Source organism: Pseudomonas sp. 05N433, from assembly GCF_056396925.1.
In genome coordinates this window covers 12905-26164 of the sequence record NZ_JBFTML010000045.1, presented here as the reverse complement: position 1 = coordinate 26164, position 13260 = coordinate 12905, and the positions used below count along the sequence as shown (strand labels likewise).

Sequence of the window (13260 nt, the reverse complement as noted above, 5' to 3'; positions counted from 1 at the left end):
TTTAATCATGTCGTTTTTTAATCAGCGTGGTATTTTTTTACAACTGTTGGCGCCGAGCATAACCAATCCTCGTGAAGCACAAGTATCGATGCAGCTTGCCCGTAAAGAGCCGGGATGGGATGCGGTAAATGAAGTGCAGACAGAGGCACTGGTCGATTCCGTCTATGTGACAGCGGTTTCCAGCGATGGTGGTCAGTCCTTCACGATCAAAACCATTAACAGCGATGTGGACGGTGATGGCGATATCGATGGTGATGACAAAGCAAAACTGCTGGCCTTGGCCAAGGCTTATTCCAGTATCGTAAATCCCTGAAGTTGATAGTTGTTGCCAGGTCTGCATGAGACTCCATGCAGGCCTGGTTTTATCGGTGTCTATTAACTCAAGGTCTTGCCGGATAGTGTCTCTCAATCAACTAGCGATGTCGGACAGATCTGACTGATCTGAATGACCACCAGCCTCGGGCATTTGCTGTTCTATTCACGATTCTTTGACAGTGCCCTCACAGGTCTTTGACTGTCCCGAGTTCAGGCTATCGATCACTTATCCACCACTTCACGGTCGCCTGAGCATGTCCCTACTGCGCCTTCTACCTGCGACGCTTCTTTTGTCGCTGGCCGCACTTTTCAACCTGACGCTGGCCCACGCTGACGACGCTGCTCTATCCCGGCCTGCGGACTGGGCTCAATCGGTGGAGGTTCAGTACAACCTCTATCAGATGTCCCCGACCCTCTATCGCAGTGCGTTGCCGGACAAGGGGGCGGTGCCGTTGCTGGAAAAACTCAAGGTCGCCACCGTCATCAACTTCCTGCCTGAACCGGACTCGAGCTGGTTGTCAAAACCCGGAATCACCCAGATACAACTGCCCTACCGCACCAATCATGTGGATGACAGTGATGTGCTCAAGGCCCTTCGCACGATTCAGACCGCCGAGGCCAAAGGGCCTGTGCTTATGCACTGCAAACACGGCTCGGATCGCACCGGCCTGATGGCGGCGATGTACCGGGTGGTGGTGCAGGGCTGGAGTAAGGAAGATGCGCTGAGTGAAATGACTCAGGGCGGTTTTGGCGATAGCACCCACTTCAAGGACGGCATTCGCTACATGATGCAGGCCGATGTCGACAAACTTCGTACGGCGCTGGCCAATGGTGATTGCAGCACAAGTCCGTTTGCCATGTGTTCGATGAAGAGTTGGTTCAACTCGGCCCATGTCGAGTAAGTAACACCTTCCACTGCGTTGCGCAGTGGAAGGTGTTTTTCGATACTCAGTGTTGCTCGTCAGGCTTTTTCTTCAGCTTCGGGTTCGGGAAAAACTGCACGGCCTGAACCTTGGCGTCCGGCACCTTGGGTGCCGAGGTGTTAACCCGGGTGCCCAATTCCTTGGGCACCGACAGACCTTGTTCATTCAGCGTGTCGGAATAACCGCAGGCCACGCACTCGCGATGCGGAACGGTATCTTCGTTCCACATCATCAATTTGTCCGGCTCGCTACAGGCCGGGCAGACCGCCCCGGCGATAAAGCGTTTTTTGGTAATCACAGGTCCCTCACTCATGCTGCCGCGTCCTCGGTCAGGCCGCTGTGGCGCAAGAGTGCGTCAATCGATGGCGCACGGCCACGGAAGTCGACGAACAGCACCATCGGTTCCTGGGAACCACCTCGTGCCAGGATCGCTTCGCGGAATGCACGACCGGTCTGGGCATTGAGCACGCCGTCTTCTTCGAATTTCGAGAAGGCATCGGCCGACAACACTTCAGCCCACTTGTAGCTGTAGTAGCCCGCCGCGTAACCACCGGCGAAGATGTGGGCGAAGCTGTTGGGGAAACGGTTGTAGGCCGGTGGACGCATGACCGAAACCTCATCACGCACGCCTTCGAGCACTTGCAGCACGCTGCGGCCGTCGCCGTGAGTGGCGTGCAGCTCGAAGTCGAACAGCGAGAACTCCAGTTGGCGGACCATCATCAGTCCGGACTGGAAGTTCTTCGCCGCGAGCATTTTCTCCAGCAGATCCTGAGGCAACGGTTCGCCGGTTTCGTAGTGTCCGGAAATCAGTGCCAGACCTTCCGGCTCCCAGCACCAGTTTTCCATGAACTGGCTTGGCAGCTCGACCGCATCCCAGGCCACGCCGTTGATGCCGGACACGCCAGCGTGCTCGACGCGGGTCAGCAGGTGATGCAGGCCGTGACCGAATTCATGGAACAGGGTGGTCACTTCGTCGTGGGTCAGCAGGGCTGGTTTACCGCTGTCGGCCGGGGTGAAGTTGCACACCAGGTTCGCTACCGGGCTTTGCAGCACACCATTGATTGTGCGGCGGTGATCGCGGGCGCCGTCCATCCAGGCACCGCCACGCTTGTTGGCGCGGGCATAGAGGTCGAAGAAGAAGCGGCCGACGTGCTGGCCGTTTTCCTTGATTTCGAACAGGCGAACGTCCGGGTGCCAGGTATCGAAGCCTTTCAGCTCGGCGATCTCGATGCCGTACAGCCGCTGGACGATGGCGAACAGCCCACCCAGAACCTTGTCGATCGGGAAGTACGCGCGAAGGGTTTCCTGGGCAACGCTGTAGCGCTGCTCGCGAAGTTTTTCACCGTAGAAACCGCTGTCCCAGCTTTGCAGGTCCGGGCAACCCTGTTCGGCGGCGTAGGCCTTGAGCTGCTCCAGATCCCGGACGGCGAACGGCTTGCTGCGCTTGGCCAGGTCGCGCAGGAAGCTGAGTACCTGATCGCTGGATTCGGCCATTTTGGTCGCCAGGCTCAGCTCCGAGAAGCTGGTGAAACCCAACAGTTTTGCCAGTTCCTGACGCAGGTCGAGGATTTCTTCCATGACCGGGCCGTTATCGTTCTGACCGGCATTCGGACCTTGGTCCGACGCACGGGTGCAGTAGGCGGCGTAGACTTCTTCGCGCAGGGCGCGGTCCTGGGCGTAGGTCATCACCGCGTAGTAACTCGGGAATTCCAGGGTGATCAGCCAGCCGTCGAGGTCTTTGGCTTGCGCGGCGGCGGCCATCTGCGCCTTGGCTGAATCGGTCAGGCCAGCGAGGGCGGCTTCGTCAGTGATGTGCTTGGTCCAGGCCTGAGTGGCGTCGAGCAACTGGTTGGAGAAGCGACTGCCCAGCTCCGACAGTTTGCTCTGCACGTCGGCATAACGCTTTTGTTCGGCTTCAGGCAGGTCGATACCCGACAGGCGGAAGTCACGCAGGGCGTGCTCCAGGATGGTTTTCTGCGCCACGTCGAAACCGGCGGCCTCAGGACTGTTCGCCAGCGCTTCATAGGCCTGAAACAGTTCACGGTTCTGGCCCAGCTCGGTGGCGTAGGCGCTCAGGGCCGGCAGGCAGGACTCGTAAGCCTCGCGCAACTCAGCGCTGTTGCACACGGCATTGAGGTGGCTGACCGGGCTCCAGGCGGCGCCCAGACGATCGTTGAGTTCGTCCATCGCCAGCACCAGGCCGGCCCAGGTCGGTTGTTTGGCCTGGGTCTTGAGGATTTCGACAATGGCGGCGCGGTTGTCAGCCAGGATCTTTTCAATGGCCGGTTGCACGTGTTCGGCACGGATCGCCGAGAACGGCGGCAGGTCGTAGGACTGCAGAAGAGGGTTGTTCACGCTCACGGTTGGCACCTTGGCTGGAAAACATGCGGAAGAAACATGCGCCCATCTTAATTACAATCGACGCTCACCGCAGCTATCGGCAACAGAGAGAAACCCTATCGTGACCCTTCGCAAGTATCAGAACTACACGCCGCTGCTGGGCAAAGGCGCTTTTGTCGACGGCTCGGCAGTGGTGATCGGCGACGTCGAAATCGGCGAAGACAGCTCCGTCTGGCCGCTGACGGTGATCCGCGGCGACATGCATCGCATCCGGATCGGTGCGCGCACCAGCGTGCAGGACGGCTGCGTGTTGCACATCACCCATGCAGGGCCATTCAACCCCGATGGCTTTCCGTTACTGATCGGCGACGATGTGACCATCGCGCATAAAGTCATGCTTCATGGTTGCGCCGTGGGCAACCGGATTCTGATCGGAATGGGCAGCATCGTCATGGACGGTGCGGTGGTCGAGGACGATGTGATCATTGGCGCCGGTAGCCTGGTGCCACCGGGTAAGCGCCTGGAAAGCGGTTTCCTTTATGTCGGGAGCCCGGTGAAACAGATCCGGCCGCTGACGGACAAGGAAAAAGCCTTTTTCACCTACAGTGCAGCGAATTACGTGAAGCTCAAGGACCTGCATCTGGCCGAAGGCTACGACCAGCTCTAAGCCTCTTGATAACGGAAAGCGTCTCGCTATTGCTCAGGAATTTCCATGCATTACCAAACCGTACTGTTCGACCTCGATGGCACGCTGACCGACCCGCGCGAAGGTATCACCCGCTCCATCCAGTTCGCCCTGAGCAAACTGGGTATCGATGAACCGGACCTGACCAGGCTCGAACATTTCATTGGCCCGCCATTGTTGCAGGCGTTCATGCAGTTCTATGACTTCGACGAACCCAAGGCCTGGGAGGCAGTGAACTTCTATCGTGAACGCTTCAAGGTCACCGGCCTGTATGAAAACCGCGTGTTCGACGGCGTCACGCCTCTACTGGAAACCCTCGGTGGCCAAGGGCGGCAGCTGTACATCGCGACCTCCAAGCCATGGGTTTTCGCCCGGGAAATTGCCCGGCACTTCGACTTCGCCAAGCATTTCAAGATGATTTATGGCAGTGAGCTGGATGGCACGCGGACCAACAAGGTCGAGCTGATTGCACACTTGATGGCCGAAGAAGGTCTCGACCCGGCCAATACGCTGATGATCGGCGACCGTAAGCACGACCTGATCGGTGCCCGCAGCAATGGGCTGGACGCGGCAGCGGTGGGTTATGGGTTTGGCAGCCGGGAAGAATTGAGCGCCGAAGCACCGGCGTATCACTTCGAGACGCTGGATGAGTTGCATCAGGCGTTTTTGCAGCGCTGATCAAATCCCCTCGCGGGCAAGTCCGCGAAGGTGCCCGTTCAGCCACCGGAATTCGCTGATCCTGCCAACGCCCTCAACGCCGCCTTGCGCTCCCCAACCGGCAACGTGCCTACCTTCTCCACTGCCGCATAAAACCTCACCCAATCACCATCGACCTGCCTGAACAGTGTGGTAAACGCTGGCACCCACTGGTCATACAAACCAAACGGCAGTAATCGGGCGTTGTTCATCGGGGCGTTGATCCATGCATCGTAGCGATTGTTGCCAGCCCATTGGCTGTCACGCAGGGTCCTGTACTCACGGCGCAATTGTTCGAACTCGGCCGCTTTTCGCTCACGCATTTGGTCGGCCGGCAGCGGTAGGGCGTAAAGCCGTTCAAGCCGGGTGCGGGTGTCCAGAATCAATTGGATGAACTGGTCGCGTTGGCGTACCAACGCTCCATTATCCGGCGGCATGTCTCGGAATGCGCGCCATTGGCGAGTGCCTTCCTGTTCGACGAACGTGGCGAAGGACTCGTTGAACTCGGTGTCGTCTTTCACATAAAAACGTTGGTGCGCGAGTTCGTGGAATATCAGCGTCGCCAACCGCTCGTCGCCCCACGCCATCATCGAGCTAATAATCGGATCGTTGAACCAACCGAGCGTCGAATAGGCCTCGACGCCGCCGATCGACACGTCCATACCTTGCAGGCGTTGCAAGGCGGCCTCACCGCGAGCAGCGCTCTGACTGTAAAAACCGCGATAAGCGACGCAGCCGGCGACGGGGAAGCAATGGTTCTGCGGCTTCAGCGAAAACTCCGGCGTGGCGAAGACATTCCAGACTACAAACGGTCGGCCGATGTCGGCGTACAAGCGGTAGCTCTGGTTGTCCGGCAGATGCAGGTGTTGGCTGGCGAACGTTCGGGCCTTTTGTGACTGGGCCAGGTGCGCACGCAATTGCCGATCGCGGTCGGGGTCGGCAATCACATTGGCAATCGGCTCCCGGGCCCGCAGCAAGTGCAGCTGACCACTGGCCAATTGGCCGTAATAGCTGACGCTCGCGCAGCCATTGAGCGCCAAAAGAAAAACACCCGGAAACAAAATGCGTAAAACGCGATCAAGTAACCCAAGGCTTGGACGCGGCCTGATCAAAATAAAAAAATCCCTGGAAAGTCTGCCCGCAAGACTATCCCGCCTATTGGAGCTCCGCTATGCGCAAATTGATGCTGACGGGAGGCCTGCTGATGCTGGCCGGCTGTGCCGGATTGCCCACCCCTGATCCTTCGCAGGCCTGGATCGATCTTGATCCATTACAACAAGACGCCGCGCTGCAAGCGCTGAAAGTCGATGACAAGGCGTCCATCGACAAGCGCTACTTCCAAGTGCAGCCCGGCAGCCATGAGCTGAAGGTTCGCTATTTGTTCGCGGTCCAGCCGACCAACATTGGCCCCGACGCCGAGCCGCTGTGGCGCGATTGCCAGCTGAATGTGAAATTCAAGGACTTCAACGCCGGGCAGCGGTATCAGCTGCAAGCGGGGAATATCGGCTTTCGGCCGTGGGCAAAGCTTTATGATCAGCAGCGAAAAGTGATTGGGCAGGGTAAGCCAGCGGGCTGCCAACGCACCTGATCGGCGCTATGCTGAATGATCAGTCCTTGGGATATTCATCATGCGCAGGTTGTTGCTGTTGCTCGCTGCAGGTGCCTTTGTCGGCTGCACGAGTCCGTTGCCGGCGGTCAATCCGCAGATGGCCTGGGTCGACTTCGCTACGCCAGTTCCCGGCGGGAAACTGCTGATGGCCGATCGTCTGGACAACCAGCGGTTGAGCGATGGCCGTTACTTTCAGGTCACCCCGGGTAGTCATGAGCTCAGGGTACGTTTTGACTTTGAAGTGTTTGGCGGAGGACCGGGGTTGCTGAACACTCCTCTGGAGCGAATATGCTACCTGACCATCAATTACGACCATTTCGAGGCCGGCCAGCGTTATCTGTTGGAGGCTCGCTCCATAGCGTTCAGCCCCAGCGCCCGGCTGTATAACGCCAAGCGGGAGATTGTCGCCGAAGATCGCGAGAGCTACTGCCTCATGTGAGGCGAATCAACGGTCATTTTTTTGGTAGATGATTTTCTTCGTGCCGCCGTCGCACGTGCCGACCACCATATTCTGATCGTGCACTTCGTCGTTGGTGACGATTTCCAGGGTGTAGGACGAGACGTTATTGGCCTGGATCTTGGCTTCGATCTCAGCCTTGAGTTCCTCACACGATTTGGTTACCGCGAGAGCCGATGTGGCCAGCGTGCAACAGATAACCGCCAAGGCAAAACGTTTCATGGTTGAAGCTCCCTTGAGGCAGCGCGCACGGTGATGCGCTAAAGCTGCTGTCATTTATTCGACCACAATTACGCCAGCCATGTTTTGTTCCAACGCAAAAAAAGATCGCAGCTTTCGACAGCGCTTACCGATCAATCAATAATCCAGGCGCTGCCGACGGCTGCGATCTTTTATCGGTTTAGCTGACCAACGTCGCATCCAGGCTGATTTTCGCATTCAGCACCTTGGACACCGGGCAGCCCTCTTTGGCCTTGTTGCTCAATTCCTCGAATTGCGCCTGGGTCGCCCCAGGGATTTTCGCCTTGAGGATCAGTTTCACTGCGGTGATTGCAAAGCCGCCGTCCACCTGGTCCAGAGTGACTTCGGCATTGGTGTCGATGCTGTCGGCCTTGAGGCCGGCATCGCCGAGAATCATTGAAAATGCCATGGAGAAACAGCCCGCGTGGGCCGCACCGATCAACTCTTCCGGATTGGTGCCTTTACCGCCTTCGAAACGGGCCTTGAAGCCGTAAGGGGCTTCTCTGAGTACGCCGGTTTCCGTGGAGATTGAGCCAATGCCGGTTTTCAGGTCACCTTCCCAATGAGCCGATGCTTTCTTTGTGATAGCCATGTCTGCCTCCTCAAGATCCGGTGCGAAACGTCGCGCCTTCGTGGTTTTCGGTTACCAGGGTTCTGAGGATAGACCGTCAGGCAAAGTTCACCTCATCTGATCAGTCCTCTAATCGTGCAGGAATTTTGTCTCTTCTATTGAAACTCGGGTATATGCCCTCATTGCATAGAACACGCTTATAGCCTCGGCAGGTTTTCGTTGGTGAAAAAACCTGCTTACCCATTGGAGAAGCAGGTTTATGAAACGACTGTCTGAGATCAAGTTTTCGACCCTCGATCTGGTGCCCGTGCGCGAGAACGGCAGTGCGGCCCAGTCTCTGCGCAATTCCCTGGACCTGGCGCAGCACGTCGAAAAATTCGGCTACAACCGCTTTTGGGTCGCCGAACACCACAATATGGACGGGATCGCCAGCTCGGCGACCTCGGTCCTGCTGGGCTATCTGGCCGGTGGCACTTCGACCATTCGTGTCGGCTCGGGGGGCGTGATGTTGCCCAACCATGCGCCGCTGGTGATCGCCGAGCAGTTCGGCACCCTTGAAAGCCTGTATCCAGGCCGGATCGACCTGGGCCTGGGGCGCGCGCCCGGCTCCGATCAAATGACCGCCCGCGCCTTGCGTCGCGAGCGTTCCGGCAGCGCCGACGATTTCCCGGAAGACGTGGCCGAGTTGATGCGCTACCTCGGCCCACGCACGCCGGATCAGCGGATCATTGCCATGCCGGGTACCGGCACCAATGTCCCGGTCTGGTTGTTGGGTTCGAGCCTGTTCAGTGCGCAGCTGGCCGGTGAGCGCGGATTGCCCTACGCCTTCGCTTCACATTTCGCACCGCGCTTCATGCATGAAGCGATTCGCGTCTACCGCAACCACTTCAAGCCATCAGCGGTGTTGGATAAGCCTTACGTGATGCTCGGTGTGCCGCTGGTGGCGGCAGACACCGACGAGCAGGCCGATTACCTGGCCACTTCGGTGTACCAGCGGATTCTTGCGTTGATGCGTGGCCAGAGCCTGGTGCAACGCCCACCCGTGAAGACCATGGACGGCCTGTGGCTGCCCCATGAGAAAGAAGCGGTCGGTGATTTCCTGGGGCTGGCGATGGTCGGCAGCCCGCAGAAAATCCGCGCCAAGCTTGAGGTGCTGATCGAACAGACCCAGGCGGATGAACTGATTTTCACCTGTGACCTGTATGAACATGCCGATCGCGTGCACTCCTATGAACTGTTGGCGCAGGTCATGAAGGGCTGACACTTAAACGGCATCCACAAAAAGCCGACGCCATGGCGTCGGCTTTTCGTTATTGAGGGAAGTCAGCCCTGTTTGTAAACGATTACCTTGGAGCCCTTCTCGCATTTTCCGACGACTTTTCCACCGGCAGCAGTGCCTTTGTCGACGATCTCCAGCGTGTAATTGGAAACACCCTTGGCGTCCAGTTTTGCAGCAATTTCGGCTTTCAGCTCTTCACACGACTTGACCTGGGCAAAGGCTGTTCCCGCAAGGCTCAACAAACCTACCGCCAGAATAAACTTCTTCATGGGTTGCACTCCTTGGTCGGATCAATAGAGGGAGGGCATCCAGCTACCGGATGCGCTCATTCTGTAGCGCTTTGCTGTTTCCTATGGCATTCAGTCGTCGCGCAAGTTCAGACGGCTGGCTCAAACTCAGCTGCTGGCAATCCGGAACCCGACTTTGAGTGTCACCTGGAAGTGTGCAGCTTTGCCGTCTTTGATATGCCCGCGAGTTTCGGTCACTTCAAACCATTCCATGTACTTGAGGCTTTTGTTGGCTTCGGCCAAGGCATTGTTGATGGCGTCTTCAATGCTGCTGGTGGACGAGCCAACCAGTTCGACTTTCTTGTAGGTGTGATGGTCAGACATGGCGTTCTCCTTGAGGTGTGAAATACAGCCTAGCAGTGATTTTTCTTATTTCTTCTGTCGACCAATCCGTAGTGACGTTCAGATTTACTGCACTTTCTCGAACCCCTGAAGTCCCAACCAACACACGTCACTCATCAACAATGCAGGAGAGCCATCATGGCCAACACGTCGTTACGCAACGCCTCATTGCAAAGCATGGAAGCCGAGATCGAGAGTCTGTTGAAATCGTTGGAAAGCTTGAAGGACGACGCCTCGGACGAGTCGCGTAAAACTATCAAGACGTTGAAAAGCAACGCCGAGAACGCGCTGAAACACTCACGCCATCTGCTCGCCGATGCTTATGAAGAGGTTAAGGTCAAAACCCGTGAAACCGGGATCGCGACTCGTGACTACGCCCAGGAGCACCCTTGGACTACAGCCGGTGTTGCCGTTGGTGCGCTGGGATTGCTTGCGGCCTATTTATTGTTCAAGCGCGGTCATTAAGGTGTCTGGCGCAGTTCGTTTTTAAGCCACTGCGCCAACTGCCGAGCGCGCCCGTCCGCGGCGCGCTTGGGGAGCCACAACGCCAGTTGCGCCGGGGTTTCACGGAAGCCCCATGGCGCAACCAGGCGACCGGCCTTCACGTCTTCGGCCACCAGCGGCTCGGGCGCGATGGCCACGCCCAGCCCGGCCACTGCCGCTTCCAGCAAATAATACAAATGCTCGAAGCCCTGACCGTACTTCAGCGCCTTGTCGTCGAGGCCGCTTTGCTGTGCCCAGATCGGCCAGGCTTGCGGACGTGAGGTGGTGTGCAGCAAGGGTTCGCTCAACAGTGTGCTTGCTGGTGCGTTTCGTAGCCTTTCGTAGCCGGCAAATCGCGGGCTCATGACCGGGCCGATGCGTTCGCTCACCAACTCGTAGACCTGCATATCCGCCGGCCACGGCGGCTCGGCAAACACCAGCAGGGCATCCAGACCGGGCCGTCGTGGATCGAGATCGCCTTCGCCAGCCGACAGGTGCAAGCGCAGATCCGGCAGGTCCGCATTCAGGCGCCCCAAACGCGGAATGAACCAGCGCGCCAAAAGACTGCCCGAGCAGCCGAGCACGAACGGCGCATCGGCGGTGCTTTGGGTCAGCTCGGCGCAAACGCTGCGCAAACGCTCGAAGGCTTCGCCGCTGGCATCGCGCAATCGAACGCCGGCATCTGTGAGTTTAAGGCCGCGTCCATCCTTGAAGAACAGGCTCACGCCGAGGTGTTCCTCCAGTACCTTGAGTTGCCGGCTGACCGCGCCATGGGTGACGTGCAGCTGTTCGGCAGCCTGACTGACGCTGTTCAGGCGGGCAGTGGCTTCGAAGGCGCGAAGCGCGTTCAGCGGGGGGAGGTCATGGCTCATGGGATCTGTGAGTTTTCCTGACAGGTTGCGGCGATCTTATCGGTTTTCAGCGTGGGATGTCAGGGGTAGAGTGAACCCCATCGTCACCTCTCGAATACAACTGGAGCGACCCATGACCCAGACTAATCTGCGCAACGGCCCCGACGCCAACGGCCTGTTTGGCGCGTTCGGTGGCCGTTACGTCGCCGAAACCCTGATGCCGTTGATCCTCGATCTGGCCCGTGAATACGAAGCAGCCAAGGAAGATCCGGCATTCAAAGAAGAATTGGCCTACTTTCAGCGTGATTACGTCGGACGTCCAAGCCCACTGTATTTCGCCGAACGCCTGACTGAGTTCTGCGGTGGCGCGAAAATTTACCTCAAGCGCGAAGAGCTGAACCACACCGGCGCGCACAAGATCAACAACTGCATCGGCCAGATCCTGCTGGCGCGGCGCATGGGCAAGAAACGCATCATCGCCGAGACCGGCGCCGGCATGCACGGCGTGGCGACCGCCACCGTGGCCGCGCGTTTCGGCCTCGAATGCGTGATCTACATGGGTACCACTGACATCGAACGTCAGCAAGCCAACGTGTTTCGCATGAAGCTGCTGGGCGCCGAAGTGATCCCGGTAGTCGCGGGCACCGGCACCCTCAAAGACGCAATGAACGAAGCCCTGCGTGACTGGGTGACCAACGTCGACAGCACCTTCTACCTGATCGGCACCGTGGCCGGTCCGCACCCGTACCCGGCCATGGTTCGCGACTTCCAGGCCGTCATCGGCAAGGAAACCCGCGAGCAGTTGCAAGCCCAGGAAGGTCGTCTGCCAGACAGCCTGGTGGCGTGCATCGGCGGTGGTTCCAATGCCATGGGCCTGTTCCACCCGTTCCTCGATGATAAGAGCGTCGAGATCATCGGCGTCGAAGCGGCCGGTTACGGCATCGAAACCGGCAAACACGCGGCCAGCCTGAACGGTGGCGTACCAGGCGTGCTGCACGGTAACCGTACGTTCCTGTTGCAGGACGATGATGGCCAGATCATTGACGCGCACTCGATTTCAGCCGGTCTCGACTATCCAGGCATCGGCCCGGAACACGCCTGGTTGCATGACATCGGCCGCGTCCAGTACACCTCGGTGACCGACGACGAAGCCCTCGATGCATTCCATAAGTGCTGCCGCCTGGAAGGGATTATTCCTGCACTGGAAAGCGCCCATGCCCTGGCCGAAGTGTTCAAGCGCGCACCGACCCTGCCGAAAGATCACCTGATGGTGGTCAACCTGTCCGGCCGTGGCGACAAAGACATGCAAACCGTGATGCACCACATGGAAAACTCTCAACAAGTGCAGTCCAAGCAGGAGAAACACTGATGAGCCGCCTGCAAACGCGTTTTGCCGAACTCAAGGAACAGAACCGCGCCGCCCTGGTGACCTTCGTGACCGCCGGCGATCCGAGCTATGACACGTCCCTGGCGATCCTCAAAGGCTTGCCCGGTGCCGGCGCCGACGTGATCGAGTTGGGCATGCCCTTCACTGATCCGATGGCCGATGGCCCGGCGATCCAGCTGGCCAACATCCGTGCTCTGGGCGCCAAACAGAACCTGGCGAAAACCCTGCAAATGGTTCGCGAGTTCCGCGAAGGCAACAGCGAGACTCCGCTGGTGTTGATGGGTTACTTCAACCCGATTCACATGTACGGCGTGCCGCGTTTCATCGCTGAAGCCAAAGAAGCCGGTGTCGATGGCCTGATCGTGGTCGACATGCCACCAGAACATAACGCTGAATTGTGCGACCCGGCACAGGCGGCAGGCCTGGACTTCATCCGTCTGACCACTCCGACGACTGACGATGGGCGTCTGCCGACCGTACTGAATGGCAGTTCCGGATTTGTTTACTACGTGTCGGTGGCGGGTGTGACCGGTGCGGGCGCGGCGACTCTGGAACATGTCGAAGAGGCCGTCACCCGTCTGCGTCGCCATACCGATCTGCCGATCAGCATCGGCTTCGGTATTCGCACACCGGAACAGGCAGCGGCAATCGCGCGTCTGGCTGATGGTGTGGTGGTGGGGTCGGCGCTGATTGATCACATCGCCAACGCCTCGACCCCTGATCAGGCTGTGGAGGGCGTACTCAGCCTGTGCGCGGCCTTGTCCGACGGCGTGCGTAAAGCGCGGGTCAGCTGAA

General features: G+C 58.5%; 18 protein-coding genes. 10 read left to right on the top strand and 8 right to left on the bottom strand.

Going from position 1 to position 13260, the window contains the following annotated elements; all coding sequences use genetic code 11:
* Positions 1–7: 7 nt before the first annotated feature.
* Together AC1DIS_RS21925 and AC1DIS_RS21920 are read left to right on the top strand one after the other, a co-directional pair.
* Positions 8–313 (top strand): hypothetical protein, encoded by a 306-nt coding sequence (locus AC1DIS_RS21925; RefSeq protein WP_064615689.1) that lies wholly within the window; start codon positions 8–10, stop codon positions 311–313.
* A 256-nt stretch (positions 314–569) separates the two neighbouring features.
* Positions 570–1217, top strand: coding sequence for a dual specificity protein phosphatase family protein (locus AC1DIS_RS21920; protein ID WP_477746024.1), 648 nt, complete (start codon positions 570–572; stop codon positions 1215–1217).
* 46 nt (positions 1218–1263) lie between these two features.
* On the opposite strand, the gene AC1DIS_RS21915 is transcribed toward AC1DIS_RS21920, so the two are convergent.
* Together AC1DIS_RS21915 and prlC are read right to left on the bottom strand one after the other, a co-directional pair.
* Positions 1264–1551: a YheV family putative zinc ribbon protein gene (locus AC1DIS_RS21915; protein ID WP_064615693.1), complete on the bottom strand. Its 288-nt coding sequence runs from the start codon at positions 1549–1551 to the stop codon at positions 1264–1266.
* On the bottom strand, positions 1548–3599 hold the full coding sequence (gene prlC / locus AC1DIS_RS21910) for an oligopeptidase A (protein WP_018927248.1): 2052 nt from the start codon (positions 3597–3599) through the stop codon (positions 1548–1550). The genes AC1DIS_RS21915 and prlC overlap by 4 nt, the downstream gene beginning before the upstream one ends.
* A gap of 100 nt (positions 3600–3699) precedes the next feature.
* Between prlC and AC1DIS_RS21905 the strand changes: the two genes are divergently transcribed.
* Complete coding sequence (locus tag AC1DIS_RS21905; protein ID WP_007940736.1) at positions 3700–4245, top strand: gamma carbonic anhydrase family protein; 546 nt, start codon at positions 3700–3702, stop codon at positions 4243–4245.
* A 45-nt stretch (positions 4246–4290) separates the two neighbouring features.
* Entirely contained in the window at positions 4291–4941 is a 651-nt protein-coding gene (locus AC1DIS_RS21900; protein WP_086945262.1) for an HAD family hydrolase, read from the top strand.
* A gap of 38 nt (positions 4942–4979) precedes the next feature.
* On the opposite strand, the gene AC1DIS_RS21895 is transcribed toward AC1DIS_RS21900, so the two are convergent.
* Positions 4980–6071, bottom strand: coding sequence for an aminopeptidase (locus tag AC1DIS_RS21895; RefSeq protein WP_477748446.1), 1092 nt, complete (start codon positions 6069–6071; stop codon positions 4980–4982).
* A gap of 59 nt (positions 6072–6130) precedes the next feature.
* Between AC1DIS_RS21895 and AC1DIS_RS21890 the strand changes: the two genes are divergently transcribed.
* Both AC1DIS_RS21890 and AC1DIS_RS21885 read left to right on the top strand, forming a co-directional pair.
* Positions 6131–6547 (top strand): PA0061/PA0062 family lipoprotein, encoded by a 417-nt coding sequence (locus tag AC1DIS_RS21890; RefSeq protein ID WP_018927245.1) that lies wholly within the window; start codon positions 6131–6133, stop codon positions 6545–6547.
* 40 nt (positions 6548–6587) lie between these two features.
* On the top strand, positions 6588–7007 hold the full coding sequence (locus AC1DIS_RS21885) for a PA0061/PA0062 family lipoprotein (RefSeq protein WP_064615701.1): 420 nt from the start codon (positions 6588–6590) through the stop codon (positions 7005–7007).
* 6 nt (positions 7008–7013) lie between these two features.
* Here AC1DIS_RS21885 and AC1DIS_RS21880 read toward each other — a convergent pair whose 3' ends face one another.
* The gene (locus AC1DIS_RS21880) at positions 7014–7247 is read right to left on the bottom strand and encodes a DUF1161 domain-containing protein (protein ID WP_018927243.1); all 234 of its coding nucleotides are present in this window, start codon (positions 7245–7247) and stop codon (positions 7014–7016) included.
* 178 nt (positions 7248–7425) lie between these two features.
* Entirely contained in the window at positions 7426–7857 is a 432-nt protein-coding gene (locus AC1DIS_RS21875; RefSeq protein ID WP_008152515.1) for an OsmC family protein, read from the bottom strand.
* Positions 7858–8095: 238 nt separating this feature from the next.
* On the opposite strand from AC1DIS_RS21875, the gene AC1DIS_RS21870 reads away from it, so the two are divergent.
* Positions 8096–9097, top strand: a complete 1002-nt coding sequence (locus AC1DIS_RS21870) for an LLM class flavin-dependent oxidoreductase (protein ID WP_064615703.1) — start codon at positions 8096–8098, stop codon at positions 9095–9097.
* 62 nt (positions 9098–9159) lie between these two features.
* Here the strand turns inward: AC1DIS_RS21870 and AC1DIS_RS21865 are convergent, their stop codons facing one another.
* Both AC1DIS_RS21865 and AC1DIS_RS21860 read right to left on the bottom strand, forming a co-directional pair.
* Positions 9160–9384: a DUF1161 domain-containing protein gene (locus tag AC1DIS_RS21865; protein ID WP_018927241.1), complete on the bottom strand. Its 225-nt coding sequence runs from the start codon at positions 9382–9384 to the stop codon at positions 9160–9162.
* 126 nt (positions 9385–9510) lie between these two features.
* Positions 9511–9726, bottom strand: coding sequence for a dodecin (locus tag AC1DIS_RS21860; RefSeq protein ID WP_018927240.1), 216 nt, complete (start codon positions 9724–9726; stop codon positions 9511–9513).
* 156 nt (positions 9727–9882) lie between these two features.
* Here AC1DIS_RS21860 and AC1DIS_RS21855 point away from each other — a divergent pair, with 156 nt between their 5' ends.
* Positions 9883–10209 carry an ElaB/YgaM/YqjD family protein gene (locus AC1DIS_RS21855; RefSeq protein ID WP_018927239.1) on the top strand — a complete coding sequence of 109 codons (327 nt, stop codon included), beginning with the start codon at positions 9883–9885 and terminating at the stop codon, positions 10207–10209.
* On the opposite strand, the gene AC1DIS_RS21850 is transcribed toward AC1DIS_RS21855, so the two are convergent.
* On the bottom strand, positions 10206–11099 hold the full coding sequence (locus AC1DIS_RS21850) for a LysR family transcriptional regulator (RefSeq protein ID WP_477743514.1): 894 nt from the start codon (positions 11097–11099) through the stop codon (positions 10206–10208). The genes AC1DIS_RS21855 and AC1DIS_RS21850 overlap by 4 nt on opposite strands.
* A 112-nt stretch (positions 11100–11211) precedes the next feature.
* Between AC1DIS_RS21850 and trpB the strand changes: the two genes are divergently transcribed.
* Both trpB and trpA read left to right on the top strand, forming a co-directional pair.
* Positions 11212–12447, top strand: a complete 1236-nt coding sequence (gene trpB / locus AC1DIS_RS21845; RefSeq protein ID WP_018927237.1) for a tryptophan synthase subunit beta — start codon at positions 11212–11214, stop codon at positions 12445–12447.
* Positions 12447–13259: a tryptophan synthase subunit alpha gene (gene trpA / locus AC1DIS_RS21840; RefSeq protein WP_019580275.1), complete on the top strand. Its 813-nt coding sequence runs from the start codon at positions 12447–12449 to the stop codon at positions 13257–13259. The genes trpB and trpA overlap by 1 nt, the downstream gene beginning before the upstream one ends.
* The last annotated feature ends 1 nt before the right edge of the window (position 13260 follow it).

Bases quoted from the DNA above. Each gene is read 5' to 3' on its own strand.
- trpB (WP_018927237.1), top strand. From the start codon at position 11,212: ATGACCCAGACTAATCTGCGCAACGGCCCCGACGCCAACGGCCTGTTT.
- AC1DIS_RS21865 (WP_018927241.1), bottom strand. From the start codon at position 9,384: ATGAAGAAGTTTATTCTGGCGGTAGGTTTGTTGAGCCTTGCGGGAACA.
- AC1DIS_RS21925 (WP_064615689.1), top strand. From the start codon at position 8: ATGTCGTTTTTTAATCAGCGTGGTATTTTTTTACAACTGTTGGCGCCG.
- AC1DIS_RS21915 (WP_064615693.1), bottom strand. From the start codon at position 1,551: ATGAGTGAGGGACCTGTGATTACCAAAAAACGCTTTATCGCCGGGGCG.
- AC1DIS_RS21875 (WP_008152515.1), bottom strand. From the start codon at position 7,857: ATGGCTATCACAAAGAAAGCATCGGCTCATTGGGAAGGTGACCTGAAA.
- AC1DIS_RS21890 (WP_018927245.1), top strand. From the start codon at position 6,131: ATGCGCAAATTGATGCTGACGGGAGGCCTGCTGATGCTGGCCGGCTGT.
- AC1DIS_RS21920 (WP_477746024.1), top strand. From the start codon at position 570: ATGTCCCTACTGCGCCTTCTACCTGCGACGCTTCTTTTGTCGCTGGCC.
- AC1DIS_RS21860 (WP_018927240.1), bottom strand. From the start codon at position 9,726: ATGTCTGACCATCACACCTACAAGAAAGTCGAACTGGTTGGCTCGTCC.
- AC1DIS_RS21900 (WP_086945262.1), top strand. From the start codon at position 4,291: ATGCATTACCAAACCGTACTGTTCGACCTCGATGGCACGCTGACCGAC.
- AC1DIS_RS21870 (WP_064615703.1), top strand. From the start codon at position 8,096: ATGAAACGACTGTCTGAGATCAAGTTTTCGACCCTCGATCTGGTGCCC.
- AC1DIS_RS21880 (WP_018927243.1), bottom strand. From the start codon at position 7,247: ATGAAACGTTTTGCCTTGGCGGTTATCTGTTGCACGCTGGCCACATCG.
- trpA (WP_019580275.1), top strand. From the start codon at position 12,447: ATGAGCCGCCTGCAAACGCGTTTTGCCGAACTCAAGGAACAGAACCGC.
- AC1DIS_RS21855 (WP_018927239.1), top strand. From the start codon at position 9,883: ATGGCCAACACGTCGTTACGCAACGCCTCATTGCAAAGCATGGAAGCC.
- AC1DIS_RS21885 (WP_064615701.1), top strand. From the start codon at position 6,588: ATGCGCAGGTTGTTGCTGTTGCTCGCTGCAGGTGCCTTTGTCGGCTGC.
- AC1DIS_RS21850 (WP_477743514.1), bottom strand. From the start codon at position 11,099: ATGAGCCATGACCTCCCCCCGCTGAACGCGCTTCGCGCCTTCGAAGCC.